The sequence below is a fragment of the Domibacillus sp. genome (assembly GCF_031181085.1).
Classification (GTDB): Bacteria; Bacillota; Bacilli; order Bacillales; family Domibacillaceae; genus Domibacillus.
In genome coordinates, this window is the sequence record NZ_JAPSLE010000003.1 from 296844 (window position 1) to 320964 (window position 24121).

Here is a 24121-nt window from a genome sequence, read left to right on the forward strand (position 1 = left end):
TCTGGTTAAAAGCACAACATAACGAGTTTTCTCTCTTTTTCGTTCATTGACCTTTTGAAAGCAGTTCAGTACACTTAAATGTATATAAATAGGGGGAATGGCTCCATGCATATTGCCGTTGTACTTGTATCTGCCTTGCTGTTTTTTGTTCTGTTTTTTGGCATTGGGTTTATTTTAAACATGCTGCTGCGCATGACGTGGATTATGGCTTTTATTTATCCGCTTGTGACGATCGCCATTGTGGACAATATCAGCACACTTGATTACTTGTTTCAGCCGGGAGAATCATTCGGTATTCTCAGCGGGCGGATGATCGGGCTTCAGCCGGTCGATATTGCCATTCTATCGTGCGGTTTTTTAGGCGCTATTGGAAGCGGATTCGTTATGCGGCTGCTGCGTGCAAAAGGCTATCAAATGTTTTAAGAAAGCGGCCTCTTTAAGGTCGTTTTTTTGTTTTGTAAAAGCTTGTCCAATGCTTCAATTCCTTTAAGCAGGTTTGGCGATGGCCGGCAAAAGTCTTTTTCTTCCAGAATGAAAATGGGTGTTTCTTCGTATCCAGGCCTTTTTCTAATGATATCGATATTTACTTTACTGGTCATTACTCCTACCCACGCCAGCAGGATGACATCCGGCTTTTTTTCCAGTACCGTTTCCCAATCGGTTTGTAAGCTTGGCATAAGTCTATCCTCAAATATATTGATTCCGCCGCACAGTGTACTGATTTCGGTGAGCCAGTTGGTGCCTCCGGGTGTAAATAATGGCTTCGGCCACCATTCCCAATAAAGACGCACACGGTCTGTCCATTCACGTGATCTGTACGGCTGTAGTGCCCGCATCCACTTGCTTCGAGCTTCTCTTCCATCTGTTCCACAAGCTTCGGCAATTTGCTCAATGGAATGTCCGATATCGTCAAGTGAATGGGGATTTGTCACGATATGCGGAATGCCAAGCTGCTCCAGTGCTTCTATATTTTTCTCCATTCCTGGTACACTGAGCGAGGCCAGCACCATATCCGGCTGAAGAGCGGCCAGCTTCTTCATATCAATAGCTAAATCAGGGCCAAGCCTGGTTCGGTCTAAGTCGGAAAAGTCGTCTACAGCGACAATTTGCTCTTCCAGACCAAGATACTGGCACACTTCAGTATTGCTTGGGCAAAGCGATACAATCCTCATTCCAACACTCCTATCCATTTTCCCTTATAATAACACGTGAGGTGATGAAAATGTTTGTAATCAAAAACGAACCCTTTTTGGAAACTGAAGCAGATGCGCTGCTTATTGGCCTGTTTGATAAGCCGTTGAAATTTGAGGAAGTGCTCGAACCGCTCGATCAAGCTTTTTCCGGGCAGCTGACAGAACTAGTGAAAAACGGTGATCTTTCCGCGAAAGAGGAACATACCTCTGTTATTCCAGCTCTTGGCCATATTCCAGCTAAGCGAATGGTCACAGTTGGGCTTGGCAAAGAAAAGGAAGCGGATTTTCATGCCATTCACCGATCTGTCCAAAAAGCAGCCAAGCAGTCCAAGCCATATGGTCTGGAATCAATTGCCATTGTACTCGATTCTTTTATTACAGAGAACGTGACAGCCGTTGAAGCGGCAGAGGCTGTTACCGAAGCACTGTTTTTAGCGCGCTTTGAATACACGGGATACCGCACGCCGGGTAACGAGCCGGAAAAGCAGTTAACGACAGTTGTCGTATATACAGAGGCAGATTCGGACGAAATTCAGGCGGCATGTAAAGTAGGAAAAACGATGGCAGAGGGCACGAACACAGCGATTCGTTTAACTGCTACTCCGCCGAATATGATGACAGCCAGTGATCTTGCTCTTCATGCGGAGAAATTGGCCGAGCAGTATGGTTTTGAACTGGAAGTACTGGAACGAGAAGATATGGAGAAAATCGGCATGGGTGCTTTTTTAGCTGTTGCCCAAGGATCGGCTGAACCGCCTAAAATGATTACACTCAAACATAACCCAACAGATGTCTGGGAGGATGTACTGACATTTGTCGGCAAAGGAGTCACTTTTGATACAGGTGGCTACTCTATTAAGCCGAAAGATGGCATTGTCGGCATGAAAACGGATATGGGCGGCGCGGCGGCTGTGCTTGGTGCGATGGAGATTATTGGAGAACTGCAGCCGGACCAGCCGGTTATGGCTGTGATTCCTGCGACAGACAATGTGATTAGTGCCAATGCTTTTAAACCAGATGATGTAATTACTTCTTTGTCGGGGAAAACGATCGAAGTGAAAAATACAGATGCGGAAGGCCGCCTTGTGCTGGCAGATGCAATCACGTATGCCAAACAGCAGCGTGCCGGTAAAATTGTGGACGTGGCCACACTGACAGGCGGAGTGATCATTGCGCTTGGAAAAGATAAAACAGGTGCGATCACAAACAATGAACCGTTTTTTGAGCAAGTGCTTGAAGCATCACATGAAGCGGGGGAAATGATCTGGCAGCTTCCGCTGACTGAATACGATAAAAAGAGAATTCGAACAAGCGATGTGGCGGACTTAAACAATTCTCCGGGACGGGAAGGCCATGCCATTATGGGAGGCGGCTTTATCGGCGAGTTTGCAGAAAGCACGCCCTGGGTGCATCTCGATATAGCTGGCAGTGCAGAGCTGACACCGGGAGTCATGACACGGACATTGGCGATTTTAGCACTTTCAGATCAGTCTGAATAATTTGTTTATTAACTATATTAGAAAAGTATATTGACAAACGGGCAGGCAATTTGCTATCTTTAAGCGGTTCTTTAGTAATTTAGCAGATTAAAGTGTTGGAGGTATAAGAAGAGATGAATGCAGTTGTTTTTGCTGTCATTGTAATGCTCATCCTCAGCCTGCTCCGCGTCAATGTTGTATTTTCCCTTATTACGGGTGCTCTTGTCGGCGGGTTAATAGGCGGACTTGGAATGGATGGGACCATTGCAGCGTTTTCTGAAGGAGTCGGGGGCGGTGCAAATGTGGCGCTCAGCTATGCAATGCTTGGCGGATTCGCCGTTGCGGTTTCAAGCACGGGGCTTCCAGAAGCACTTGTTGCGTTTGTATTAAAGTTTATTGGAAATAAAGAAGAAGCACGTTCGAAAAAGCTGCCGAAAGCTCTTATTTTATTTGTGATTTTAATTATGGCCTGCTTTTCACAGAACGTAATTCCTGTTCATATTGCGTTTATTCCGCTTTTGATTCCACCATTATTGAAAATTATGAATGAACTGCGGATTGACCGGCGCCTGACAGCATCTGTGCTAACATTCGGGCTTGTAACGCCATACATGCTGTTGCCAGTCGGTTTCGGACAGATCTTCCACGAAATTATTGCAACTAATGTGACTGACAGCGGACTTGAAGTGGCTATCGACCAGGTTCCAGGAGCGATGCTGCTGCCAGCTGCCGGCATGCTTGTCGGTTTACTCATCGCGGTCTTTTTTACGTACCGGAAGCCGCGGGAATATGCAGAATCCAAGTTGTCAACTTCAGGAGAATCAGAGGTCAGCGGCCCCCTTTATACAAATTTTGGGTTGATTACGGCAGGCATTTCTATCGTCGCTGCCCTGGCCGCACAGCTATTAACAGACTCTATGGTATTTGGCGCGCTCGCCGGAATTGTGATCCTGTATGTGTTTCGGGCGGTTCGCTGGAGTGAGGCAGACCAACTGCTGACAAATGGTATGCGCATGATGGCCTTTATCGGCTTTGTCATGATTGCCGCTTCCGGATTTGCCAGTGTTATGGGAGCTACAGGTGATGTAGAAACATTAGTGCAAAACTCTGCTGCAGCAATCGGCGGAAACAAGGCGCTTGGTGCCCTGCTGATGCTTGTAGTCGGGCTGCTTGTTACAATGGGTATCGGTTCATCTTTTTCAACGGTTCCGATCATTGCAACCATTTTCGTGCCGCTTGCTTTGGAACTTGGCTTCAGCCCGCTGGCAACGATTGCGCTTGTGGGAACAGCCGGCGCGCTTGGTGATGCTGGTTCACCTGCTTCGGACAGCACGCTTGGTCCAACGTCCGGATTAAACGCAGACGGACAGCACGACCATATTTGGGATACAGTTGTACCGACATTTCTTCACTATAATATCCCTGTTATTATTTTCGGCTGGATTGCAGCCATGACGTTATAATAAAAAGGTGCCTCTTTAAGAGGCACCTTTTTTTGAAGGGGAGGATTTTATGAACATTCAAACCGATCATACACTGCTTGCCGCACTCGGAATGGAAGTGGTAACGATTGAAACGGGCCGTGTAGTGATGACAATGCCTGTGGATGAACGCACGCGCCAGCCGTTCGGATTTCTGCACGGAGGCGCTTCTGTTGCCCTTGCGGAAACAGCGGCAAGTATTGGCGCTGCAGCGATGATTGACCTGGACACGGAGGTCTGCTTTGGCCTTGAAATCAATGCCAACCACATCAAATCGAAAAGAGATGGGATTGTGACGGCTACCGCCTTAAACGTTCACCGCGGAAAGTCAACAATGGTATGGTCTATTGAAATAAAGGACGAAAACGGGGAGCTGATTTGTCTTTCACGCTGTACAATTGCTGTGAAAGCGAAAAAGTGATGTTTGATTTTTTCACAGGGCGGGAACATTTTTGGAAAAGGAGTGGTTTTCATGCCTTGGAACAAAAATGAGTACCCGGCTGCGATGAAAAATCTGCCGGACCATATACGTGATAAAGCAATCGAAATTGCCAATGCGCTCTTGGACGAAGGGTATGGGGAAGGGCGTTCTATTGCCATTGCCATTGACCGTGCGAGAAGCGCAGAAGGAAAAAAGGATGAAGGACGGCCGCGTTATGAAGTAAGGCATGAGGAAGACCGGTGGGTATTAAAAAAAGAAAATGGCAAACAGGCCATCCGTTCAGAGGGCACAAAACAGGCGCTTTTAGATGAAGCGAAAGAATATGTGAAACAGCATGAAGGAATTCTTACGATCTATCAAGAAAATGGCGAGAAGACCCAAACGCTGTATGAATAAAAAAAGCTGTCCAGTTGCGGACAGCTTTTTTAATTCTTTTTTTGTGCCTGTTTATTCTTTAAGTCATCACGCACGCTTTGATCCCACATTTTCACGCCGGAATTGTAGGCGGCACGGCTGATTAAATGGCCTGCAACAGGTGCGGTAATAAAAAAGAAAGCAATACCGAGCAGGAGACGTGAGCTGAAAAACCCGTCTTTCGCAAAGAAATACACAAACGTTGCCAGCAGAACACACATAACTCCGAGCGTTGCGCTTTTAGAAGCGGCGTGGTTACGTGTATAAACGTCCGGAAGGCGGATCAGCCCGAATGCGGCGACAAGGGTTAAAAACGCTCCTAGAAGCAATAAAACGGCAATGACAGCTTCACTGATCACGGTCATATTCAATCACCTCGCCTTTTTCTAAAAACTTGGCAAAAGCAACGGTTCCGATAAATGCCAAAATACCAATCAAGAGAATAACATCGAGATAATTATGCGTATCAAGCAGCATAGACAAAACGGCCGTAATCGACACAAGATTGACGCCCATTGCATCGAGAGCGACAACACGGTCTGGAACGGTTGGCCCTTTCACAAGCCGGTAAACGAGCCCAATCATAGAAACGGCCAGGAGCAAAAGAGAAATTTGTAAAACAGTCTCCATCATCCGCGGCTCACCTCCATAATGGCTTTTTCAAACGAGTTTTTAATACTATCTACTGCTTCTGACACATCTTCAATATCAATAGCGTGAATATAAAGGGTTTTATTATCATCCGATACATCTACCACAAGTGTGCCAGGAGTCAGCGTAATTAAATTCGACAGCAGGGTTACTTCCCAGTCTGACTTGAGTTCGGTTTCAAGCGCAAAGATACCCGGACGAATGTTCAGTTTAGGACGGAGCACCAGCTTTAACACATCAATGTTCGCTTTGATTAACTCTTTTAAAAACAAAAGAAACAAGTAGATCACGGCCCAGACACGATGCAGATAAAAGCGGCTTTTAAAAAAGCGGCGCATTCCAGCCATCACAATCAATCCCAGCAAGTATCCAATAATAAAAGTCCGTGCACTGAAAGATACCTGCAAAAACATCCAAAGAAATGCGAGAAACACATTGAGTAAAATTTGAAAAGCCATAAGATCTACTCCTTTAATACGGCATCAATGTAGATTTCCGGATGGATGAGCGCTTCAACAGCCTGCATCACATAAGGATAAACCGCTTCTGTTCCGACACCGTATAAAACAGAAAGAACAACAAGAGCTGCAGCCGGAAGGAACAAGGAGGATGTTTGTTTTTTTGCATGAAGCTGCGGCAATTTTGGCTTTTTCCAAAAAACCTCCATAAACAAAGTAACAACCGAATACAACACAACCAGGCTCGACAGAAGCACAACGATAGCTCCAACATATTCACCCGCTTCAAATCCTGCCCGGACAATCAATAATTTGCCGATAAAACCAGACAGCGGCGGAATGCCGGCGAGTGCAAAAGATGCTGTAAGAAAGGTCCAGCCAAGTGCCGGGTACTGGCGGATCAGCCCACCCATTTTATCCATCTTTGATGTACCTGTAATCCAAATCATGATGCCGCCCAGCATAAACAGAGCCGCTTTGATAATCATGTCATGAATAAAATAAAAGAGGGTGCCGGCGATCGATTCCTCCGTCATAATGGAAATGCCGAATAATAGGACGCCAACCGCTATTACAATATTGTAGATCAAAACTTGTTTTACATCCTTGTATGCAAGAGCGCCAATCGAACCTGCAACCATGGTCAGCAAAGCCAGCAGAGATAAAATATCATGTGTAAATGGCTGGTCATGATAGAAAAATAGCGTGTAAGTTCGTAAGATGGCGTATACACCTACTTTTGTAAGCAGGGCACCGAACAGGGCCAAAACAGGTGCAGGCGGTGCCGCGTACGAACCCGGCAGCCAGAAGTAAAGCGGAAAAATACCGCCTTTTAAACCGAACACAATCAAGAAAAGAAGCGCCAGCACGGTGACAATCGGCTCGCCGCCAATGTCAGTGAGGCGGGCGGAAATGTGCGCCATATTCAGCGAACCGGTAACGGAGTACAAAAATCCAACTGCGATAACAAAAATAGCGGAGGAAATCACATTAATCAAAATATATTTGATGGATTCCTGCAGCTGTACTTTTGTTCCGCCGATCACAATCAGCACATACGACGACATTAACATAATTTCAAAGAAAACAAATAGGTTAAAAATATCACCCGTTGTAAACGACCCATTTACGCCAACAAGCAAAAATTGGACAATTGGGTAGTAATAAAATGCTTCCCGGCCGCTGCCAATGGAGCGGAATGAATAAAGGACCACACAAAGCGTAATGACAGAAGACGTTAAAACGAGCAGGATGCTCAGCATATCTGACACAAGCGTAATGCCAAATGGAGCCGGCCAGCTGCCCATGTCAACCGTTTGAATTCCATCCGTCTTCACTTTCATTAAAACAACAGCCGCTGCAATAACCGTAGCAAAAGAAGCAGCCACGGATACCACTCGCTGGGCATAGACACGCTTTGATAAAAACAGGAGTAACATAGCCGAAATAAGAGGGATCAGGATTGGCAAAATAGGTAAATTAATCATCCGTTTCTATTCCTCTCATCTGCTCCATATTATCTGTGCCAATCTCCTGGTACGCACGATAGGCAATCACAAGAAACACGGCTGTAACACCAAAACTAATGACAATAGCCGTTAAAATAAGTGCCTGCGGAATCGGGTCTGTATAAGTAGAGGCATGCTCCCCAAGAACCGGGACAGCTCCCGTTTTAAGCCCGCCCATTGTTAAAAGCATTAAATGGGTACCGTGGCTGAGAAGCCCAGTGCCGATAATAATTCGAAGCAGGCTTTTCGAAAGCATTAAGTAAACCGCGGCTGCAAAAAGCAGGCCGGCAATGATACACATTAAAATTTCCATTATTCACTCTCTCCAATCGTTTGAATAATGGTCATGGTTACACCAATGACAACGAGATACACGCCTAAATCAAACAACATTGCGGTGTGAAGCGATGTTTTGCCGAACAGCGGCAGTTGAAAGTAATTATAAGCGTGAGTGAAAAACGGTACATTAAACAACAGAGATCCGGCAGCCGTCCCGACTGAAAAAAGGAGGCCCAGGCCGATCAGCCATTTGAAGTCAAGCGGAAACCCGTGCCGTACCGTTTTAATATCAAAAGCTAAAAGCAAAAGAACAATCGCGCCGGATGTAAGCAGGCCGCCCACAAAACCGCCGCCCGGATAATAGTGTCCGGCAAAAAACAAGTGAACCGCAAAAAAGATAATCATGAAAAAAACGACTTTGGCGACGGTTTGGAAGATCACATCATTTGTTTTCATTCGTTTCGCCGCCTTTCTCAAGCCTTAGTTTAATCAATCCGTAAATGCCAAGTGCAGCAACAGCCAGCACAGCAATCTCAAACAGCGTATCAAAGCCGCGGAAGTCGACGAGGATTACATTGACCATGTTTTCGCCGCCGGCTTTTTTATATGTGTTCTCCACGTAATAGTCATTAATAGAAGTGAAAAACTTTGAACTGTGAGCAGAAATGCCCAGCAATGTCACAATAATACCGACACCGGCTGCGACAAGGGCATTACCTGCCTGAAAGCGCCGTTTTTCTTCATGCCGCGATAACTTTGGAAGATGGTAAAAGCAAAGAAGAAACAGGGCGGTTGAGACGGTTTCAATTACAAGCTGTGTCAAAGCCAAATCCGGTGCGCGGAAAATAACAAAAAACAGTGATACCGTATAGCCGACCCCGCCAAGCGCAATAATGGATGTGAGTCGCGATTTTGCTAGTAAAATAGTAATGGTTGTAACAACCAGGGCAATGATTAAGCTTATTTCATACAAGCCAATCGGCGCAGCGGTAGAAGCATCATAATGAAATGCGTCTTTTGCCCACATGGTAAAGCCGAGCATTCCGATGAAAAACACAAAAATGTACAAGAGATAGCTGCGGATAAAGCCGGTCATATACGCATTTGTAATCGCATTTGAGCCGCGTTCTGCTGCGTACAAGCTGGCATTGTAAAACTGATTCAGAGTAACCTTTCCAGGCATATAGTCATACATTTTGATCCATTTTGGCATGAGTTTATAGAGTAGAATGCCAATGACAATCACTCCGATGGTCATAAAGAGCTCAGGCTTAAAGCCGTGCCAAAAGGAAATATGAACGTCGAGCTGACCGCCCGGCGGCAGAATAGATGGCACAATGGCGGCTGCGGCCGGCTGAATCAAGCTGTAGGAAAGCAGATTTGGAAACAAGCCGAATACAACGACAAGCAAGGCTAAGATAATCGGTGAAACAAGCATGCCAATGGGTGCTTCATGCGGTTTTTTCTCCAATTTTTCCGGCTGGAACCGACCCGTAAAGACCTTAAATACAATCATTATACTGTAAATGAATGTAAATACACTGCCAATCCAGGCCATAACGGGGAAAAGAATCGCCCATGTATCCATCTGGAACAAATCCAGTTCCAGTAAATGAACCATAGAAGCAAAAAACATTTCCTTACTTAAAAAACCGTTAAATGGCGGCAGGCCAGCCATTGAAAAAGCACCGATGACAGACAGCGTAAAGGTAACCGGCATCAAGCTCATTAATCCGCCAAGCTTGCGGATATCCCGCGTGCCTGTTTCATGGTCAATAATGCCGACCGCCATAAATAAACTTCCTTTGAAGGTTGCATGGTTGATTAAATGAAAAACCGCCGCAATAACCGCTGTGATAAACAAGTTATCATCCAGCGATTCAACATGAAGCGATGCTGAGCCTACGCCGAGCAGCGACATAATTAATCCAAGCTGACTGACTGTTGAGAACGCTAAAATTCCTTTTAAGTCGGTTTGTTTCACGGCATTAAAGGAAGCCCATGTCATGGTGAACAATCCGACGGCTCCGATAATCCAGAACCAGTAGCCGGAAAAGGCAAAGATCGGACTGAAACGGGCAACAAGGTAAATCCCCGCTTTCACCATTGTAGCCGAGTGCAGATACGCACTAACCGGCGTTGGTGCTTCCATCGCATCTGGAAGCCAGATGTAGAATGGGAACTGTGCGGACTTTGTAAAAGCGCCGAGCAGAACAAGGATCATCGCAAGCCCAAAAAGCGGATCTTCGTTTAGCTCAAGGGCCTGAGCCGCTAATTCGCGAATACTGAATGTATCACCCATAAGCGATAAAACGAGAAACCCGCCAAGCATCATCAATCCGCCGAATACGGTAATGAGCATCGACTTTAAAGCCCCGTAGCGGGAGCGTTCGCGGTCATACCAGTATGCGATCAGCAGGAAAGAAGAAATAGACGTGAATTCCCAAAACATATACAGCATGATCACATTGTCAGACACGACAACGCCAAGCATTGCACCCATAAACATGAGCAAGTATACGTAAAAGTGACCCAGTTTTTCCTTTGATTGAGACAAATAAAAAACAGAATATAACACAACCAGCGAGCCGATTCCGGTAATCAAGAGGGCAAACAGGAGGCTTAAGCCATCTATGTATGCGATAAAGTTGATTCCAAGTGATGGAATCCAGGAAGCCGTTTCGGTAATAGAGCTGTTTTCTCTTGTGACGGGAAGGTATTGCAGAAACACCCCGAACAAAAGCACGGGCAGAATCAGTACAAACCACCCGGTATGGATGGCCGTTGCTCTTTTATGAATAAGCGGAACGAATACAGCCATCAAAAAAGGAGCGAGAATGGCCCAGTGAAGCAAAGACAAATAAATCCCTCCCATATTTTTATGCGTAATTCAAATTATAACGCAAAAAAAATGTTCGTGCATTGCCCAAAACGGGAGAACAGTCGAACTGCTCCTTCTCGTAATAAATATGAAGAGTAACGGCATTTTCTGAGCAAAAAAAAATAAAAATTCGACAAAAGAACTATGCGGATTTTGACAGAAATTGTGGGGTTTTTCCAAAAAAAGATTGGAAATGACTTGTCATAGCAACCAACCTCTTGCATAATGAACAGTGACTGATTGTGACAGGGGAGAATTATGTTGATGAAAAACTCGTATTTAACCGGCTATATGCCGCTCTTATCCATCCTATTATTCAGCTTATCACTTTCGATGTTTGGACAAGCCTTTATTGTAGATATGCTGAAACAAGCAAACTTGTATAATACCATGCTCGATATCTTTACCAAAACAGAAGTAAATCTCGTCGTAATCGGCGGGTTGATGGTTGTATTCACTATGATTTTTGCCACGCTCAAGCTGCTGGCGAATACAGCAAACGAGCTGGCGCTGCTTTTTTTCTCTAAAGATGCAGAAGGAGAGCTGCTGAAAAAAACCCGCTTCGGCGCGGTGATCTATTTTCTGGGCGGACTGGTTTCATTGGTCAGCTTTTCTTCTGCTCTCGGGACGATCATTATTTTTCTGGTGACGTCTGTAGTGTATGTTGTGTACTTTGTTTATAAGCTGAGCCCGCATATCTCAACACCGCAAATGATTGGGATTATCGTGTTTGAAGCAGTCTTCTGGATTTTTTTCGGCTTATTGCTCGCTCTTATTTTTATGAAGTTATACAATGGCCTGCTGGCTGCTTTACCGCTTTAAAAAACGAGCTTCGTTTCGAAACGAAGCTCGTTTTTTTTTACACAAACAGTGCTGCAATGGCCTCTTTGTTTGGTTTTACAATTCCTTTTTCGGTAATGATACCTGTAATCAATTCGGCTGGCGCTACGTCAAAAGCTGGGTTGAAAACAGAAATACCTTCCGGTGCAATGCGCATGCCATTCACTTCGGTAACTTCGGCCGGATCCCGCTCTTCAATCGGAATGGCATCGCCATTTGGCGTATCCAAATCAAAAGTTGAGAGGGGGGCAGCAATATAAAATGGAATGCCAAATGATTTGGCTAAAACAGCAAGGCCAAAGGTTCCGATTTTATTAGCAGAGTCCCCGTTCGCTGCTACACGGTCGGCTCCTGTAATCACCGCTGAAATGTTTTTCGTTTTCATCGTGTGTGCTGCCATACTGTCCGTAATCAGTGTGACATCTATACCGGCCTGCATAAGCTCCCACGTAGTGAGGCGGGCTCCCTGAAACACGGGACGTGTTTCACAAGCAAAAACGGACAAGTTGATTCCATGCTCTTTTGAAAGAAAGAATGGGGCAAGCGCCGTTCCGTATTTCGCGGTTGCAATAGAGCCTGCATTACAAATCGTCATGACATGGTCACCGTCGTTGAAAAGAGGAAGAGCGTGTTCGCCAATCGCCCGGCACACATCTTCGTCTTCTTTTTGAATAGCCAGTGCTTCAGCAAGCACATTTTCGCGCAGTGCGGCGGCTGTCTCAGATTTAACGACCACGTCATTCATCCGATTCAATGCCCAAAATAAATTAACAGCTGTTGGGCGGGACTGTGAAAGATAGCCGCTGTCGATTAGTACTTGCTCCTTTAGTTCATCAAGGTCATCAGATGGGTGCCGGAGTACCGACAATGCGACACCAAAAGCGGCCGCAATTCCAATAGCCGGTGCCCCGCGAACAGCGAGAGACTTGATTGCGTCAAACACAGCCGGAACCGTTTCTAACGTTAAATATTCAGTTACATGAGGCAATTTTCGCTGGTCAAGCAGTTGAATCGCATTGTTCTCCCAGAAGACGGATTGTGGAATATTCATTGAAGTGCCTCCTTTACAGCTGCAACTAGCTGATCGGCAGATGAATAGGAAGCCCGCTCTTTAACAAAGTGAGCACCAAGCGACAGAGAGTGGCGTTTCGCCTGCAGGCGCTGCTGATCATCCACGATGCCATCCAAATCTTTTACGTGAGCAAGTCCAATTGTCCGGCGAATCATTTCAAGTCCCATAAAGCCGGCAGCCTGTTCAAAAATATCCGCCAGCAGCCACTCTAAATAGCCTTCTGTTTTTGCGAATGCTTCCGTATTTTGTTCGTTCCAAAGACGGCTGAACTCACGGTTAAAAACATCCCAAACAGTCACAATATGCTCGTAAAGCGGCTCGCGACGACCCTCTTCGCGGGATAGAACATTCATAAGCAGGTTCGCTGTAAAATGAGCAATATCAAATCCGAATGGTCCATAGAAAGCAAATTCTGGATCGATGATTTTAGTTTCAGCAGGGCTCGCAAAAATGCTTCCTGTGTGCAGGTCTCCGTGCAAAAGCGCATCACCCGCTGTTAAAAATAAGCGCTTCAACTGGGCAGCATGAAGTTTCAGTTCATCATCCTGCCAAAGCTTTTCCACATCGGCACGCAAGCTCTCTTCAAAATCATTCGTCTCAGCATCAAAAAACGGATCCGTAAACACAAGTCCTTCAGTAATATCGCACAGCTCAGGATTGCTGAATGTGTGCTGCAGCTTTTTTTTCTCCTGCGGACCGAGTGCGAAATCCGAGGTTCCGTACAGCGTGCGTGCAATAAACTCACCGGTATGGCGGGCAATCAGCGGATAATCTTCTCCATGAATCAGGCCTGTCCGGGCAATGGTTAAATGAGATAAATCTTCCATAATTGTAATCGCTAAATCTTTATCAGAATAGTAGACTTTAGGGGTATAGTCAGGCGCAAATGTTCCTTGCAGGCGAAGAGCACGGTTTTCAATGTCAGCCCGTTCAAGCGTCAGCGGCCAGCTTTCTCCTACTACTTTTGCATAAGGAAGGGCTTGTTTAACAATCAGACTTTTTTCTGTTCCTTTTATATGAAACACGTAATTTAAATTGCCATCTCCGATTTCATTTGCAGAAACGGTGTCGGTTTCCGCGAGCAAACCAAGCTTTTTAACGAGGGCAACCGCAGAATCTATCGTTAAGGGTTCATATGAAGACATGGTCATTCCTCCAAATATATTTACAATTTGATCAATAATATATATATTTATGACTGAAATTGCAAGAAAATTTTAAGTAGGTGAACGAATGAAGCAATTTAAACAATCACAGCTGTTATCTGGGCTGCCCGACCAATTTTTTGCGGCGCTTACCAAAAAAGCCGCCCAATATGTCAGCGCTGGACACGATGTTATTAATCTAGGACAAGGCAATCCGGACCAGCCGACTCCGGAGCATATTGTAGCGTCTTTAAAAGAAGCAGCAGAGCGGCCGGATTTTCATAAATACCCGCCGTTTCAAGGGCAGAATTTCTTAAAGGAAGCAGCGGCCGGCTTTTATAAGCGGGAGTATGATGTAGACCTGGACCCGCAGACGGAAATCGCTATTTTATTCGGCGGCAAAGCGGGACTTGTTGAGCTGCCAATGTGTTTAATGAATACAGGCGACTATATGCTCGTGCCTGACCCCGGATATCCGGATTATTGGTCAGGAGCAGCGCTTGCCGGCGTTCAAATGGATTACATGCCGCTTGTGGAAGAAAACCGCTTTTTGCCGGATTACGGGGACATCGGGAAAGCCCGGCTCGAACGCGCAAAAATGCTTTTGCTGAACTATCCAAACAATCCGACTGGTGTACAGGCGACCCGGGCATTTTTTGATGAAACCGTCGCTCTTGCGCATGAGCATGATATTTGTGTGGTACACGACTTTGCGTATGGAGGAATTGGTTTTGATGGACAAAAGCCGCCAAGTTTTCTGCAGTCACAAGGCGCGAAAGAAGTTGGCGTAGAGCTGTACACATTGTCGAAAACCTATAATATGGCCGGCTGGCGGGTCGCATTTTTAGCCGGGAATCCAAGTGTGATTTCCGCGGTCAACCTGCTGCAGGATCATATGTATGTAAGTCTTTTCAGTGCCATTCAGCAGGCTGCAGCTACTGCACTTTCGGGGCCGCAGGATTGTGTGCAGGAATTATCAAACCGGTACGAAAAGCGCCGTAACGCACTTGTTGATGCCTGCCGGTCAATCGGCTGGGATGTGACGGCTCCGGCTGGTTCATTTTTTGCCTGGCTCCCAGTGCCAAAGCCTTACACATCCGTTCAGTTTTCCGATTTACTGCTGGAAAAAGCACATGTTGTCACAGCGCCGGGTATTGGATTTGGTGCCCATGGGGAAGGCTATGTCCGTGTTGGACTGCTGACGGAGGAAGCGCGGCTGCAAGAAGCCATCCGGCGCATTGGCCGCCTTGGCTTATTTTCCGCTCTTTAATAAAGGTCCGCTTCATTGACAAATTAACTGAAAAATGACACAATCCTAGTAAACTAGTAGGTATTTAGAATGGAGAAAAGCTATATGAACGAAGTGATCGCAACGTACCGCCTGTTTGATCAAAAAGGCGCTTTTGAAAAAAAAGCAGAAGGAATCGCACTTGGTTTAACGATTGGTTCTTGGACCGATTTGCCGCTTCTGGAACAGGAGCAGCTAAAGCAGCATAAAGGGCATGTTCTGTCTGTTCAGGAAACCGGAGAAGAAACGGTTTATGGGCGCGGGGCAGAAGTGAAAATTGCCTATCCTGCTGCCAACTTCAGCGCGGATCTGCCGGCGATTCTCGTGACGGTGTTTGGCAAACTGTCACTTGACGGGGCGGTCCAGCTGGTCGATTTATCCCTTTCAGATGATCTTGCCCGTCGTTTCCCGGGGCCAAAGTTTGGTGTCGAAGGCATCCGCGAACAGACCGGTGCTTACGGGCGTCCGCTTCTTATGAGTATTTTCAAAGGCGTGATTGGCCGCGATATGGCGTATATGGAAGAACAGCTGCGAGCGCAGATCGCCGGCGGTATTGATATCGTCAAAGATGATGAAATTTTATTTGATAATCCGCTGACACCGTTTGAAGAGCGTGTAAAGCTTGGAAAACGGGTTATTGAGCAAAGCGGCCGAAAAGCGCTGTATGCCGTAAACCTGTCAGGACGTACAAGCGAATTGAAAGAAAAAGCGTATCGGGGCATTGAGCTTGGCGCTTCTGCGTTTTTGTTTAATGTGTTTGCTTATGGGCTTGATGTGCTGCAGGAGCTCGCTGAGGATCCAAAGATCAGCGTGCCGATCATGGCGCACCCTGCTGTCTCAGGCGCCTTCACATCTGCGCCATATCACGGCTTTTCAACTGAGCTTATGCTTGGCAAGCTTGTGCGAATGGCGGGAGCTGATTTTACACTGTTTCCATCTCCATATGGATCGGTGGCACTTGAGCGATCAGCAGCGCTTCAAACAGCAGAAATGGCGCTCCAGACAAGTGTGCATAAGCCCACTTTTCCGGTTCCATCAGCGGGCATTCATCCAGGGCTTGTTCCTGTTCTGTATGAGGACTTTGGAAAAGATTCGATCATTAATGCAGGAGGCGGGGTTCACGGCCACCCGAGCGGTGCAGAAGGCGGCGGGCGTGCATTCCGACAGGCCATTGATGCGGTTTTAGCCGGCCGGACTCTTGAGCAGGCAGCAGAAGAAAATGAAGAGCTGCGTGTGGCACTTGATTTATGGGGGAGCAAATAAATGATGCAAAACCCCGTTATTATTTGTGACTTTGACGGCACTATTACAAAGAATGACAATATTATTGCCATCATGAAGAAATTCGCTCCTCCAGAGTGGAATGCGCTGAAAGACGGCGTCCTTTCCCAGAAAATCCCGATTAAGGAAGGCGTCGGCCGAATGTTTTCATTGCTTCCGTCTTCTCAAAGAAGTGAAATTACAGAGTTTATTCTGGCAGATGCAAAAATTCGGGAAGGATTTGCTGAGTTTGTCGCGTATACAAAAGAGGCGGGCATTCCGCTTTACGTAGTCAGCGGCGGAATGGACTTTTTCGTGAAACCAATTTTACAGGACCTTGTGCCGGAAGACCATATTTACTGCAATGAAGCTGATTTCTCAGGCAGCCATATTCATATTAAATGGCCGCATTCCTGTGACGAGCATTGTACAAACGAGTGCGGCTGCTGCAAACCGTCGATCGTTCGTCATATTGCACCGGGACAGGAGATGATTGTGATCGGGGACTCCGTGACCGACCTGGAAGCAGCCAAGCTTGCCAGCTTTGTGATTGCAAGAGATCTGCTGCTGCAAAAAAGCGAAAAGCTGGGCCTTCCTCACAAGCCATTTGAAACGTTTTGGGATGTTATCGACCATGTGAAAGAGGTAGTGAAATGAATGCATTACAATTAAGATGGAATGATCTGGCGGAGGTTAAAAGAGAGCTTGCTGCCCGTGATTGGTTTCCCGGCACAAGCGGAAATCTATCTATTAAAGTAGACGACGAGTCTTTTTTAGTAACAGCCAGCGGCAAAGACAAGCGAAAAGAAACGGATGAGGATTTTTTGCTTGTAGACCTTCAAGGTCAAGCGATTGAAGGATTTGCCGGCAAGCCGTCCGCTGAAACACTTCTTCACGTAGAAGTGTATGGGAAAACGGCTGCCGGCTGCAGCCTCCACGTGCACACAGTGGACAATAATGTCATCTCTGAGCTGTACGCTGAAGAAGGAGCAGTAACATTCAGCGGCCAGGAAATCATTAAAGCATTTGGCATTTGGGAAGAAAATGCATCGATTACGGTACCGATTATTCCGAATCATGCCCATATCCCAGCTCTCGCTGAAGAGTTCGGCCGCTATGTTACACAGGATGCCGGTGCCGTTTTGATCCGTAATCACGGTATTACGGTATGGGGCAGAGATGCATTCGAAGCGAAAAAGTTTTTAGAAGCCTATGAATTTTTGTTTTCATGGCATATTAAATTACAGATGTTGAAAGGAAGATAACAAAATGGCAGTCATTCAATTCCAAGAAACAGGCGAACGTATTACCGATAAAAACGCAATTGATGCATTTTTAGCAGCACAGGAAGTTATTTATGAAAAATGGGATATTTCCAAACTTCCGGAAAACCTTCGTGAAAACTATGCGTTGTCAGATGAAGAAAAGCAGCAAATCCTTGAGGTGTTCGGTGAAGAAATCCGTGATATTTCAGAGCGCCGCGGCTACCAGGCGCACGATGTGATTTCCCTATCTGACAGCACACCTAATTTAGATGAGCTTTTAACAAACTTTCAAAAAATCCATATCCACACAGATGACGAAGTTCGTTTTATCGTCAGCGGCCATGGAATTTTTGCGATCCAGGCAAAAGACGGCCAGTTCTTTAATGTTGAACTTGAGCCGGGTGATTTGATTTCTGTACCGGTCAACACGCGTCATTACTTTACGTTGATGGACGATCGTAAAGTGGTTGCCGTCCGTATTTTCGTAACAACAGAAGGCTGGGTGCCAATCTACGACGAAACAAATGCATAATAAATCAGAACCGGACCCTGCGTCCGGTTTTTCTTTGCAAAAAAATGCACATCCGGGTTCGGATGTGCGTTTTCATTATCTCATAATGCGTTTCCAGATCAGCTGGTGCGGGGCATAGGATTCCATAAAGCGAATATTATCCCACTTGTTTTCGTATTTGTCTTTCCCCGTCCATACAGCAGCTGTGTAGCCTTCCGTTAAGCCGACAAACCAAAGGTCACGGTAGCTGTTTGTTGTACCGGTTTTCCCGCCAATATACGACGTAGCAAAGTTCGCTTTTTTTCCGGTTCCATTTTTTACAACATTGGTCAGCATCGCCCGCATTTTGTAAGAAGTGGCTGTTGACCAGACTCGGACCGGCTCCTCGTCCCATGCAAACAGCGTATTGCCGTTAAAGTCCGTAACACGTTTGATCGCATGAGGTTTTGTATACGTGCCGTCAACAAAGGATGTATAGGCGCTTGCCATTTCCAATGTGGTCATCCCGTAATCAAAGCCGCCCAGTGCTGTTGCGGGAGCGTTATGATCAGTTTCTGTTACTTTTTCAAATTCAAACTTATCCAGGTAGCTGTAAGCCCGTTCCATACTTGTTTTTGTTAGAAGGCGCAGAGCGGCTGTATTATGTGACTTGGCCAGCGCTTCTTTGATCGGCACCATTCCATACTCTGTTTTACTGTAATTGGATGGGCAGTAGCCTTGATAGCAGTAATTGTCCGCTGAAACCATCTCATTGATGTCCGCTCCATACGTATCCAGATAAGGCGCATAATCAAGCAGCGGCTTAATTGTTGAACCCGGCTGGCGGTATCCTTGGAAAGCGCGGTTGAAGTCTGTTTTCTGGAAACCTTTTCCGCCCGACATGGCAACAATATCATGGGATTGATTGCCAATCACGGCGGCAGATGCCTGGACTGATGAGCCGGCCAGCACGTTATTGACGGCATTTACTGCTTTTGATTGAATGTCCGGGTTAAGCGCTGTGTGAATGACAATACCGGACGCCAGTACTTCTGCGACGCGGTCGCTCAGCTTTTGCTGGATCGCTTCACGGGCGTCGCCCTCAGCGTTTAAAAGCTGCTGGTCAAAGCCTTCCGACTCTGAAATCAGCTCTCTGAATTCATGCATCACGTAAGTTGAGTAGTCTGGATATTTATCTAAACGATCCCGTACTTTTAACGTGATTTTTTCACTTTTGATTTGTTCCGCTTCTTCAGGAGTAATAAATTCCTCACGGGCCATAATATCAATCAGCCGTTCCTGACGCTTTTTCGTATTTTCAAAATTTCTTTCAGGATCATAAAGAGTTGGATTGTTTGGGATGGCTGCAATAAAAGCCATCTGTGCTTTGGACAGCTTGTCCACCGGCTTTTGGAAGTAATACTGCGCTGCCGCTTCAACACCATACGTGTTGTGGTTGAAATAAATCACGTTTAAATATAAATCTAGTATTTCATCTTTATCTAATTTTTTCTCAATCTGATAGGAATACAGCACTTCAGCAATTTTCCGTGCCAGCGTCCGGTCCTGTGTCAGATAAATATTGCGTGCCACCTGCTGGGTAATCGTACTGGCGCCTTGTTCAATTTCGTCTGACTGGGCGTTAACCATGAATGCACGAATTACAGCTGCCGCATCAATACCGGAATGCTCATAGAAATGCTTATCTTCCGACTGAAGAAAGAGTTCTTTTAGAAAAGAAGGGATTTTTTCCCCATCGACTACAATTCGGTTAGGCTGATATAACTCAACGTAAATATCCCCGTTTGTGTCTTTTATCTTGCTTGCCTGAGGCAGATCTACTTCGTTAATGACTATCTTTTCTTCTACGTAATCATCAAAATTTTGTACTTTTCCCGCTTCTGCATCCGCATAATAAAATGTTAAAACAGAGAGGGGGATGAGTAAAATGATGAGTACATATCCTAAAACCGTTCTCATTCACTAACCGCCTTTTTCGAGGTTTAAACGTGCATATGTACCATAATAAAGGAAATAACTTTGGAAATAAAGGGCTCTTCTTCACAAAAGTGGGCTATTTGAACGAAACTTTGTACATAAGTTCATATTCTTTTTTCACAGACTGAAGTGCCTCGAGGCTGCGGGCAGAAAAAGCATTCTCCCGGTCTTTTAATCTTGTTTCAAGCTTGTGAACAGCAGCAATGAGAGATTCATTGTACTCCAGGGGAGCTCCTTCGTAAGAGTGGACAGCTGATTCCGGAATGTTTGCCTGTTCGTGATGCGCCAATGCTTTGCGCTCATGAAAAAACGGCACATCCGCTTCGTTTGGATTGTGCAGATCTCCCTGGGCAGGATGACGTAAAACAGATGAGATTTTTACTGTATAGATACCGGGGCGGATGCCAGTAATCATTCCAATATATTTGCCTGATTTATAATGGGCTGTTACTAAATCACCAATGTTCATATTTTTCCCTCCTTAATGGATTATTGTATCAATATTCCTGTGTGAATGGAAATAACATTATCGTACAGTTGGATTTATGAAAGTGTCCTGCTATAATAGACGGGAACAACGAATGGAGGCATGGCCTGTGTGGACGAATCTTTTGGTTGGATTTGGTAATTTTTTGTATTTCCCGGAAGACAAAAGCGAGTACATTCCAGCAGCCATCTCAATGAGTGTGTTTGTGCTGATGGCAATCGGCGCGTTTCTTCTAATTAAAAGTATATCAAAAAAAGAAGAAGAGCGGACAAAGCATTTGGAAGAACAAATTCAAAGAGCCAACAAAACGAAGCGATAAGCGTTATCAATAAATGAAAGAAGACATTCCGCTCCAGGGCGGGAGAGGTTCGCGAATTCCCTCTATAAAAAACTAAGGAAAAAACCGTCATCTGCCGGTTTTTTTTCTCGTGTCTTCGCGTTCCATTTCTTTCGAATAAGAAAGAAGGAAAACTATATGTTAAAAAATGAAAAAGCCGTTGTTGTTTTCAGCGGCGGTCAGGACAGTACTACATGCTTGTTCTGGGCCAAACAAACCTTTAAAGATGTGATTGCAGTAACATTTAATTACGGACAGCGGCATGATGCTGAGATTGAGGTGGCAAAAGAAATTGCCGCGGATTTAGAGGTGCCGCACCATGTGCTTGATATGGGATTGTTAAACCAGCTGGCACCGAGTGCACTCACTCGTTCTGACATCGATATTGAAATCAAAGAAGGGGAGCTTCCATCTACATTTGTGGAAGGACGCAATCTGCTGTTTCTTTCGTTTGCGGCGATTCTTGGCAAGCAGGCTGGAGCCCGTCACATTGTAACAGGCGTATGCGAAACAGATTTTAGCGGCTACCCGGATTGCCGTGATTCTTTTGTAAAATCATTGAATGTCACGCTTAACTTATCAATGGACCATGATTTTGTGATTCATACCCCGCTTATGTGGCTGGATAAAAAAGAAACATGGAAGCTTGCCGATGAACTGGGCGCTTTTGAATATGTACGGGATCGGACGCTTACCTGCTATAACGGAATAAAGGGATCGGGGTGCGGCGAATGCCCGGCATGCCAGCTGCGTCAAAACGGCCTTGATCAGTTTATAGAGCAAAAAGGAGGCGGCGTGCAATGATGCAGCAGATTTATCCAGCGCCAGCGCACGATTTCCGCTATGAATTAAACAAAGATTTTCATTTTGCCGCAGCGCACTATGTGCCGCATGAAGAAGCGGGAGCCTGCCGGAACATACATGGACATACGTACTTCGTCAACATTACGGTTGCTGGGGACCAGCTGAACGATTCCGGCTTCTTAGTGAATTTTCAGCTGATCAAGTCACTTGTGCATAAACGTTTCGACCATACTCTTTTAAACGAAGATGGGCTTTTTTCCGAAGATCTTTCAGAACGCTTTCCCACAACGGAAGTGGTAGCCCGCACAATTTGGGAAGTGATCCAAAAAGAACTCGATCAAACGGCCAATAAGCCAAAATGCCTTCAGGTGTTTGTGCGTGAAACACCAACAAGCTATGTGGTTTTCCGTCCGAAAAAAGGTGATTTTGTATGATTCCTGTATTAGAGATTTTTGGTCCGACTGTTCAAGGAGAAGGAGCCGTCATTGGCCGCAAGACAATGTTCGTCCGGACGGCCGGCTGTGATTATCGCTGTTCCTGGTGTGACTCGGCTTTTACGTGGGATGGAAGTGCCAAAGAAGAGATTTGTAAAATGACACCGGAAGAAATTTGGGCAGAGCTTTGCAGTGTTGGAGGAAATACGTTTGATCATGTAACGATTTCAGGAGGCAACCCTGCGCTATTGCCGCATATTGATGGGTTACTTGAGCTGTTTAAAGAAAAAGGCATCACATCTGCGCTTGAAACACAGGGAACAAAGTATCAGCCCTGGTTTAAAGATATTGATGAACTGACGATTTCGCCAAAGCCGCCGAGCTCTGGCATGGTGACGGACTTTGATAAACTGGCTCATGTTGTTACGCAGACAGCCGGCCAGTCTGTCAGCTTAAAAGTGGTTGTTTTCAATGAAGAAGATTTAGCTTATGCAAAGAGTGTGCATAAACGGTTTCCGGATGTGCCGTTTTATTTGCAGGTAGGCAACGACCGGCTTGATGAAGAAGATGACAGCCGGCTGCTTGCACACTTAGCAGGCCGGTACGAATGGCTGATTAACCTTGTTATGCCGGATGCTGATTTTAAACGAGTGCGGGTGCTTCCGCAGCTGCATACATTTGTTTGGGGAAACAAAAAGGGTGTATAAAAAAGCCAGGCCGTTCTGCGGCCTGGTTTTTTTCGATTAAAGGGATTCTATGGCTCTTTTCATTCGTTCCATCGTTTCAGCCACAGCAGAGCGCGGGCAGGCGACATTAATCCGCATAAATCCTTCTCCGCCCGGTCCGTATTTAGCACCGTTTCCGAGAGCCACACCATGCTTGAGAAAAAGATCCAGCAGCTCTTTGTCTGAAAGGCCAAGTGTTCGGCAGTCTACCCAAACGAGATAGCTTCCTTCCGGTTCCATAACAGAAAGAGCGGGAATATGTTCATCTGCATATTCTTTTACTAGCTGTACATTTCCATGAATATATTCCAACACTTCATCGAGCCACTCATGGCCGTATCGATAAGCCGCTTCCATACCGACAATGCCCATTTGATTCAGCGTAAACTGACCTTGTTTCGCAAACAGCGTCTGCAGTTTCATGCGAATGGTTTTATCCGGCACAATAAGAGCGGAAGCCTGCAGGCCGGCTAAATTAAACGTTTTGCTTGGGGCGACAAGTGTAATCGTAAAAGCTGCATATTCTTCTTTCAGTGATGCAGCGGGGACGTGTTTATGAGGCGTGCGTGTTAAATCAGAATGAATTTCATCTGAAACAAGGATAACGCCATGCTTTTCACACAGGTCCGCTGTTTTTGCTAGCTCTTCCGCTGTCCAGACACGGCCGCCTGGATTGTGAGGGGAACAGAGCACCATCATTTTTGTTTTCTCTTGAACCATTTTTTGTTCAAGATCCGCGAAATCCATTTCGTAACGCCCATCTTGAAGAAGCAGCTCATTGTATACAAGCGTGCGCCCGTTTCGCTGAATCATATCAAAAAATGGATTGTAAACAGGCGGCTGCACAATCACCGCATCTCCCGGCTCGGTCAACGCTTCAACAGCTGCACCAATAGACGGAACCACACCATGATTAAACAGCAGCCATTCTTTTTTTATGGCCCAGCCATGCCGGTCTTGCATCCAGTTGACGATAGCCTCCCGCGTAGAGTCTGGTACAATCGTATAGCCGTACACGCCATGCTCCGCTGATTGTTTAATGGCTTCAATCACAACATCCGGCGCTTTAAAATCCATATCTGCCACCCACATCGGCAAGACATCTTCGCGGCCAAATACGGTTTTTAATCCATCCCATTTTACCGCGTTTGTTCCGCGGCGCTCAATGACTTCATCAAATCTTGACATGCC

28 protein-coding genes and 1 riboswitch are annotated in these 24121 nt (G+C 45.9%); of the genes, 15 read left to right on the forward strand and 13 right to left on the reverse strand.

The features are described 5' to 3' along the window. Positions 1-105 precede the first annotated feature (105 nt). The gene (locus RIN81_RS07355; protein WP_309088832.1) at positions 106-423 is read left to right on the forward strand and encodes a YuiB family protein; all 318 of its coding nucleotides are present in this window, start codon (positions 106-108) and stop codon (positions 421-423) included. Here the strand turns inward: RIN81_RS07355 and RIN81_RS07360 are convergent. Beyond that, complete coding sequence (locus RIN81_RS07360) at positions 420-1172, reverse strand: cobalamin-binding protein (protein ID WP_309088834.1); 753 nt, start codon at positions 1170-1172, stop codon at positions 420-422. The two genes, RIN81_RS07355 and RIN81_RS07360, sit on opposite strands and share 4 nt — an antisense overlap. Before the next feature lie 50 nt (positions 1173-1222). Here RIN81_RS07360 and RIN81_RS07365 point away from each other — a divergent pair, with 50 nt between their 5' ends. The 4 genes from RIN81_RS07365 to RIN81_RS07380 all read left to right on the forward strand — a co-directional run bounded on the left by RIN81_RS07365 (position 1223) and on the right by RIN81_RS07380 (position 4990). Continuing rightward, positions 1223-2692, forward strand: a complete 1470-nt coding sequence (locus RIN81_RS07365; protein ID WP_309088836.1) for a leucyl aminopeptidase — start codon at positions 1223-1225, stop codon at positions 2690-2692. Positions 2693-2805: 113 nt separating this feature from the next. Then, complete coding sequence (locus RIN81_RS07370) at positions 2806-4134, forward strand: Na+/H+ antiporter family protein (protein ID WP_309088838.1); 1329 nt, start codon at positions 2806-2808, stop codon at positions 4132-4134. Positions 4135-4183: 49 nt separating this feature from the next. After that, positions 4184-4573 (forward strand): hotdog fold thioesterase, encoded by a 390-nt coding sequence (locus RIN81_RS07375; RefSeq protein WP_309088840.1) that lies wholly within the window; start codon positions 4184-4186, stop codon positions 4571-4573. 51 nt (positions 4574-4624) lie between these two features. Then, positions 4625-4990, forward strand: coding sequence for a DUF2188 domain-containing protein (locus RIN81_RS07380; RefSeq protein ID WP_309088842.1), 366 nt, complete (start codon positions 4625-4627; stop codon positions 4988-4990). 29 nt (positions 4991-5019) lie between these two features. On the opposite strand, the gene mnhG is transcribed toward RIN81_RS07380, so the two are convergent. Genes mnhG through RIN81_RS07415 form a run of 7 tightly spaced genes read right to left on the reverse strand, consistent with a single transcriptional unit; the run spans position 5020 to position 10764 of the window. Next, positions 5020-5373: a monovalent cation/H(+) antiporter subunit G gene (gene mnhG / locus RIN81_RS07385; RefSeq protein WP_309088844.1), complete on the reverse strand. Its 354-nt coding sequence runs from the start codon at positions 5371-5373 to the stop codon at positions 5020-5022. Further along, positions 5357-5641: a Na(+)/H(+) antiporter subunit F1 gene (locus RIN81_RS07390; protein ID WP_309088846.1), complete on the reverse strand. Its 285-nt coding sequence runs from the start codon at positions 5639-5641 to the stop codon at positions 5357-5359. Before RIN81_RS07390 ends, mnhG begins: the two co-directional genes overlap by 17 nt. Next, positions 5638-6117 carry a Na+/H+ antiporter subunit E gene (locus RIN81_RS07395; RefSeq protein ID WP_242234023.1) on the reverse strand — a complete coding sequence of 160 codons (480 nt, stop codon included), beginning with the start codon at positions 6115-6117 and terminating at the stop codon, positions 5638-5640. The genes RIN81_RS07390 and RIN81_RS07395 overlap by 4 nt, the downstream gene beginning before the upstream one ends. A 5-nt stretch (positions 6118-6122) precedes the next feature. Continuing rightward, positions 6123-7604, reverse strand: coding sequence for a Na+/H+ antiporter subunit D (locus RIN81_RS07400; protein WP_309088849.1), 1482 nt, complete (start codon positions 7602-7604; stop codon positions 6123-6125). Next, the gene (locus RIN81_RS07405) at positions 7597-7938 is read right to left on the reverse strand and encodes a Na(+)/H(+) antiporter subunit C (protein ID WP_309088851.1); all 342 of its coding nucleotides are present in this window, start codon (positions 7936-7938) and stop codon (positions 7597-7599) included. Before RIN81_RS07405 ends, RIN81_RS07400 begins: the two co-directional genes overlap by 8 nt. Further along, positions 7938-8360, reverse strand: coding sequence for a Na(+)/H(+) antiporter subunit B (locus RIN81_RS07410; protein WP_242234020.1), 423 nt, complete (start codon positions 8358-8360; stop codon positions 7938-7940). Before RIN81_RS07410 ends, RIN81_RS07405 begins: the two co-directional genes overlap by 1 nt. Further along, positions 8347-10764, reverse strand: coding sequence for a Na+/H+ antiporter subunit A (locus RIN81_RS07415; protein WP_309088853.1), 2418 nt, complete (start codon positions 10762-10764; stop codon positions 8347-8349). Before RIN81_RS07415 ends, RIN81_RS07410 begins: the two co-directional genes overlap by 14 nt. Before the next feature lie 285 nt (positions 10765-11049). Between RIN81_RS07415 and RIN81_RS07420 the strand changes: the two genes are divergently transcribed. Beyond that, a complete protein-coding gene (locus RIN81_RS07420) occupies positions 11050-11607 on the forward strand; it encodes a DUF5366 family protein (protein ID WP_309088855.1) in 558 nt (185 codons plus the stop codon). A 37-nt stretch (positions 11608-11644) separates the two neighbouring features. On the opposite strand, the gene mtnA is transcribed toward RIN81_RS07420, so the two are convergent. Continuing rightward, entirely contained in the window at positions 11645-12676 is a 1032-nt protein-coding gene (gene mtnA / locus RIN81_RS07425) for an S-methyl-5-thioribose-1-phosphate isomerase (protein ID WP_309088857.1), read from the reverse strand. Continuing rightward, positions 12673-13842 carry an S-methyl-5-thioribose kinase gene (gene mtnK, locus RIN81_RS07430; protein WP_375164515.1) on the reverse strand — a complete coding sequence of 390 codons (1170 nt, stop codon included), beginning with the start codon at positions 13840-13842 and terminating at the stop codon, positions 12673-12675. Before mtnK ends, mtnA begins: the two co-directional genes overlap by 4 nt. Positions 13843-13930: 88 nt before the next feature. Between mtnK and RIN81_RS07435 the strand changes: the two genes are divergently transcribed. From RIN81_RS07435 to RIN81_RS07455, 5 genes are all read left to right on the forward strand, one after another. Next, positions 13931-15112 carry a pyridoxal phosphate-dependent aminotransferase gene (locus tag RIN81_RS07435; RefSeq protein WP_309088861.1) on the forward strand — a complete coding sequence of 394 codons (1182 nt, stop codon included), beginning with the start codon at positions 13931-13933 and terminating at the stop codon, positions 15110-15112. A gap of 84 nt (positions 15113-15196) precedes the next feature. Continuing rightward, positions 15197-16393, forward strand: a complete 1197-nt coding sequence (locus RIN81_RS07440; RefSeq protein WP_309088863.1) for a 2,3-diketo-5-methylthiopentyl-1-phosphate enolase — start codon at positions 15197-15199, stop codon at positions 16391-16393. A gap of 3 nt (positions 16394-16396) precedes the next feature. Further along, entirely contained in the window at positions 16397-17047 is a 651-nt protein-coding gene (locus RIN81_RS07445; RefSeq protein ID WP_375164519.1) for a 2-hydroxy-3-keto-5-methylthiopentenyl-1-phosphate phosphatase, read from the forward strand. Continuing rightward, positions 17044-17655, forward strand: coding sequence for a methylthioribulose 1-phosphate dehydratase (locus RIN81_RS07450; protein ID WP_309088867.1), 612 nt, complete (start codon positions 17044-17046; stop codon positions 17653-17655). The genes RIN81_RS07445 and RIN81_RS07450 overlap by 4 nt, the downstream gene beginning before the upstream one ends. 4 nt (positions 17656-17659) lie before the next feature. Then, on the forward strand, positions 17660-18187 hold the full coding sequence (locus RIN81_RS07455) for a 1,2-dihydroxy-3-keto-5-methylthiopentene dioxygenase (protein ID WP_242234012.1): 528 nt from the start codon (positions 17660-17662) through the stop codon (positions 18185-18187). A gap of 75 nt (positions 18188-18262) precedes the next feature. Here the strand turns inward: RIN81_RS07455 and RIN81_RS07460 are convergent, their stop codons facing one another. Together RIN81_RS07460 and kapB are read right to left on the reverse strand one after the other, a co-directional pair. Further along, positions 18263-20125, reverse strand: a complete 1863-nt coding sequence (locus RIN81_RS07460; RefSeq protein ID WP_309088870.1) for a transglycosylase domain-containing protein — start codon at positions 20123-20125, stop codon at positions 18263-18265. Between the two features lie 94 nt (positions 20126-20219). After that, positions 20220-20612: a kinase-associated lipoprotein KapB gene (gene kapB, locus RIN81_RS07465; RefSeq protein ID WP_309088872.1), complete on the reverse strand. Its 393-nt coding sequence runs from the start codon at positions 20610-20612 to the stop codon at positions 20220-20222. A gap of 127 nt (positions 20613-20739) precedes the next feature. Here kapB and RIN81_RS07470 point away from each other — a divergent pair, with 127 nt between their 5' ends. The 4 genes from RIN81_RS07470 (at position 20740) to queE (ending at position 22912) form a co-directional block, all read left to right on the forward strand. Further along, positions 20740-20949: a hypothetical protein gene (locus RIN81_RS07470; RefSeq protein WP_309088874.1), complete on the forward strand. Its 210-nt coding sequence runs from the start codon at positions 20740-20742 to the stop codon at positions 20947-20949. A 38-nt stretch (positions 20950-20987) separates the two neighbouring features. Next, positions 20988-21031, forward strand: a riboswitch (PreQ1 riboswitch). A gap of 74 nt (positions 21032-21105) precedes the next feature. After that, the gene (queC, locus tag RIN81_RS07475; protein WP_309088876.1) at positions 21106-21771 is read left to right on the forward strand and encodes a 7-cyano-7-deazaguanine synthase QueC; all 666 of its coding nucleotides are present in this window, start codon (positions 21106-21108) and stop codon (positions 21769-21771) included. Continuing rightward, positions 21768-22205, forward strand: a complete 438-nt coding sequence (gene queD / locus RIN81_RS07480) for a 6-carboxytetrahydropterin synthase QueD (RefSeq protein WP_309088878.1) — start codon at positions 21768-21770, stop codon at positions 22203-22205. Before queC ends, queD begins: the two co-directional genes overlap by 4 nt. Then, positions 22202-22912 carry a 7-carboxy-7-deazaguanine synthase QueE gene (gene queE, locus RIN81_RS07485; RefSeq protein WP_309088880.1) on the forward strand — a complete coding sequence of 237 codons (711 nt, stop codon included), beginning with the start codon at positions 22202-22204 and terminating at the stop codon, positions 22910-22912. The genes queD and queE overlap by 4 nt, the downstream gene beginning before the upstream one ends. Before the next feature lie 36 nt (positions 22913-22948). On the opposite strand, the gene RIN81_RS07490 is transcribed toward queE, so the two are convergent. Next, positions 22949-24118, reverse strand: a complete 1170-nt coding sequence (locus RIN81_RS07490; RefSeq protein ID WP_309088882.1) for a MalY/PatB family protein — start codon at positions 24116-24118, stop codon at positions 22949-22951. Positions 24119-24121 lie beyond the last annotated feature (3 nt).

What these genes read in the sequence shown, in the direction of transcription:
- RIN81_RS07355 (WP_309088832.1), top strand. Translation starts at nt 106, where the DNA reads ATGCATATTGCCGTTGTACTTGTATCTGCCTTGCTGTTTTTTGTTCTG.
- RIN81_RS07360 (WP_309088834.1), bottom strand. Translation starts at nt 1,172, where the DNA reads ATGAGGATTGTATCGCTTTGCCCAAGCAATACTGAAGTGTGCCAGTAT.
- RIN81_RS07365 (WP_309088836.1), top strand. Translation starts at nt 1,223, where the DNA reads ATGTTTGTAATCAAAAACGAACCCTTTTTGGAAACTGAAGCAGATGCG.
- RIN81_RS07370 (WP_309088838.1), top strand. Translation starts at nt 2,806, where the DNA reads ATGAATGCAGTTGTTTTTGCTGTCATTGTAATGCTCATCCTCAGCCTG.
- RIN81_RS07375 (WP_309088840.1), top strand. Translation starts at nt 4,184, where the DNA reads ATGAACATTCAAACCGATCATACACTGCTTGCCGCACTCGGAATGGAA.
- RIN81_RS07380 (WP_309088842.1), top strand. Translation starts at nt 4,625, where the DNA reads ATGCCTTGGAACAAAAATGAGTACCCGGCTGCGATGAAAAATCTGCCG.
- mnhG (WP_309088844.1), bottom strand. Translation starts at nt 5,373, where the DNA reads ATGACCGTGATCAGTGAAGCTGTCATTGCCGTTTTATTGCTTCTAGGA.
- RIN81_RS07390 (WP_309088846.1), bottom strand. Translation starts at nt 5,641, where the DNA reads ATGATGGAGACTGTTTTACAAATTTCTCTTTTGCTCCTGGCCGTTTCT.
- RIN81_RS07395 (WP_242234023.1), bottom strand. Translation starts at nt 6,117, where the DNA reads ATGGCTTTTCAAATTTTACTCAATGTGTTTCTCGCATTTCTTTGGATG.
- RIN81_RS07400 (WP_309088849.1), bottom strand. Translation starts at nt 7,604, where the DNA reads ATGATTAATTTACCTATTTTGCCAATCCTGATCCCTCTTATTTCGGCT.
- RIN81_RS07405 (WP_309088851.1), bottom strand. Translation starts at nt 7,938, where the DNA reads ATGGAAATTTTAATGTGTATCATTGCCGGCCTGCTTTTTGCAGCCGCG.
- RIN81_RS07410 (WP_242234020.1), bottom strand. Translation starts at nt 8,360, where the DNA reads ATGAAAACAAATGATGTGATCTTCCAAACCGTCGCCAAAGTCGTTTTT.
- RIN81_RS07420 (WP_309088855.1), top strand. Translation starts at nt 11,050, where the DNA reads ATGAAAAACTCGTATTTAACCGGCTATATGCCGCTCTTATCCATCCTA.
- mtnA (WP_309088857.1), bottom strand. Translation starts at nt 12,676, where the DNA reads ATGAATATTCCACAATCCGTCTTCTGGGAGAACAATGCGATTCAACTG.
- mtnK (WP_375164515.1), bottom strand. Translation starts at nt 13,842, where the DNA reads ATGTCTTCATATGAACCCTTAACGATAGATTCTGCGGTTGCCCTCGTT.
- RIN81_RS07435 (WP_309088861.1), top strand. Translation starts at nt 13,931, where the DNA reads ATGAAGCAATTTAAACAATCACAGCTGTTATCTGGGCTGCCCGACCAA.
- RIN81_RS07440 (WP_309088863.1), top strand. Translation starts at nt 15,197, where the DNA reads ATGAACGAAGTGATCGCAACGTACCGCCTGTTTGATCAAAAAGGCGCT.
- RIN81_RS07445 (WP_375164519.1), top strand. Translation starts at nt 16,397, where the DNA reads ATGCAAAACCCCGTTATTATTTGTGACTTTGACGGCACTATTACAAAG.
- RIN81_RS07450 (WP_309088867.1), top strand. Translation starts at nt 17,044, where the DNA reads ATGAATGCATTACAATTAAGATGGAATGATCTGGCGGAGGTTAAAAGA.
- RIN81_RS07455 (WP_242234012.1), top strand. Translation starts at nt 17,660, where the DNA reads ATGGCAGTCATTCAATTCCAAGAAACAGGCGAACGTATTACCGATAAA.
- RIN81_RS07460 (WP_309088870.1), bottom strand. Translation starts at nt 20,125, where the DNA reads ATGAGAACGGTTTTAGGATATGTACTCATCATTTTACTCATCCCCCTC.
- kapB (WP_309088872.1), bottom strand. Translation starts at nt 20,612, where the DNA reads ATGAACATTGGTGATTTAGTAACAGCCCATTATAAATCAGGCAAATAT.
- queC (WP_309088876.1), top strand. Translation starts at nt 21,106, where the DNA reads ATGTTAAAAAATGAAAAAGCCGTTGTTGTTTTCAGCGGCGGTCAGGAC.
- queD (WP_309088878.1), top strand. Translation starts at nt 21,768, where the DNA reads ATGATGCAGCAGATTTATCCAGCGCCAGCGCACGATTTCCGCTATGAA.
- queE (WP_309088880.1), top strand. Translation starts at nt 22,202, where the DNA reads ATGATTCCTGTATTAGAGATTTTTGGTCCGACTGTTCAAGGAGAAGGA.
- RIN81_RS07490 (WP_309088882.1), bottom strand. Translation starts at nt 24,118, where the DNA reads ATGTCAAGATTTGATGAAGTCATTGAGCGCCGCGGAACAAACGCGGTA.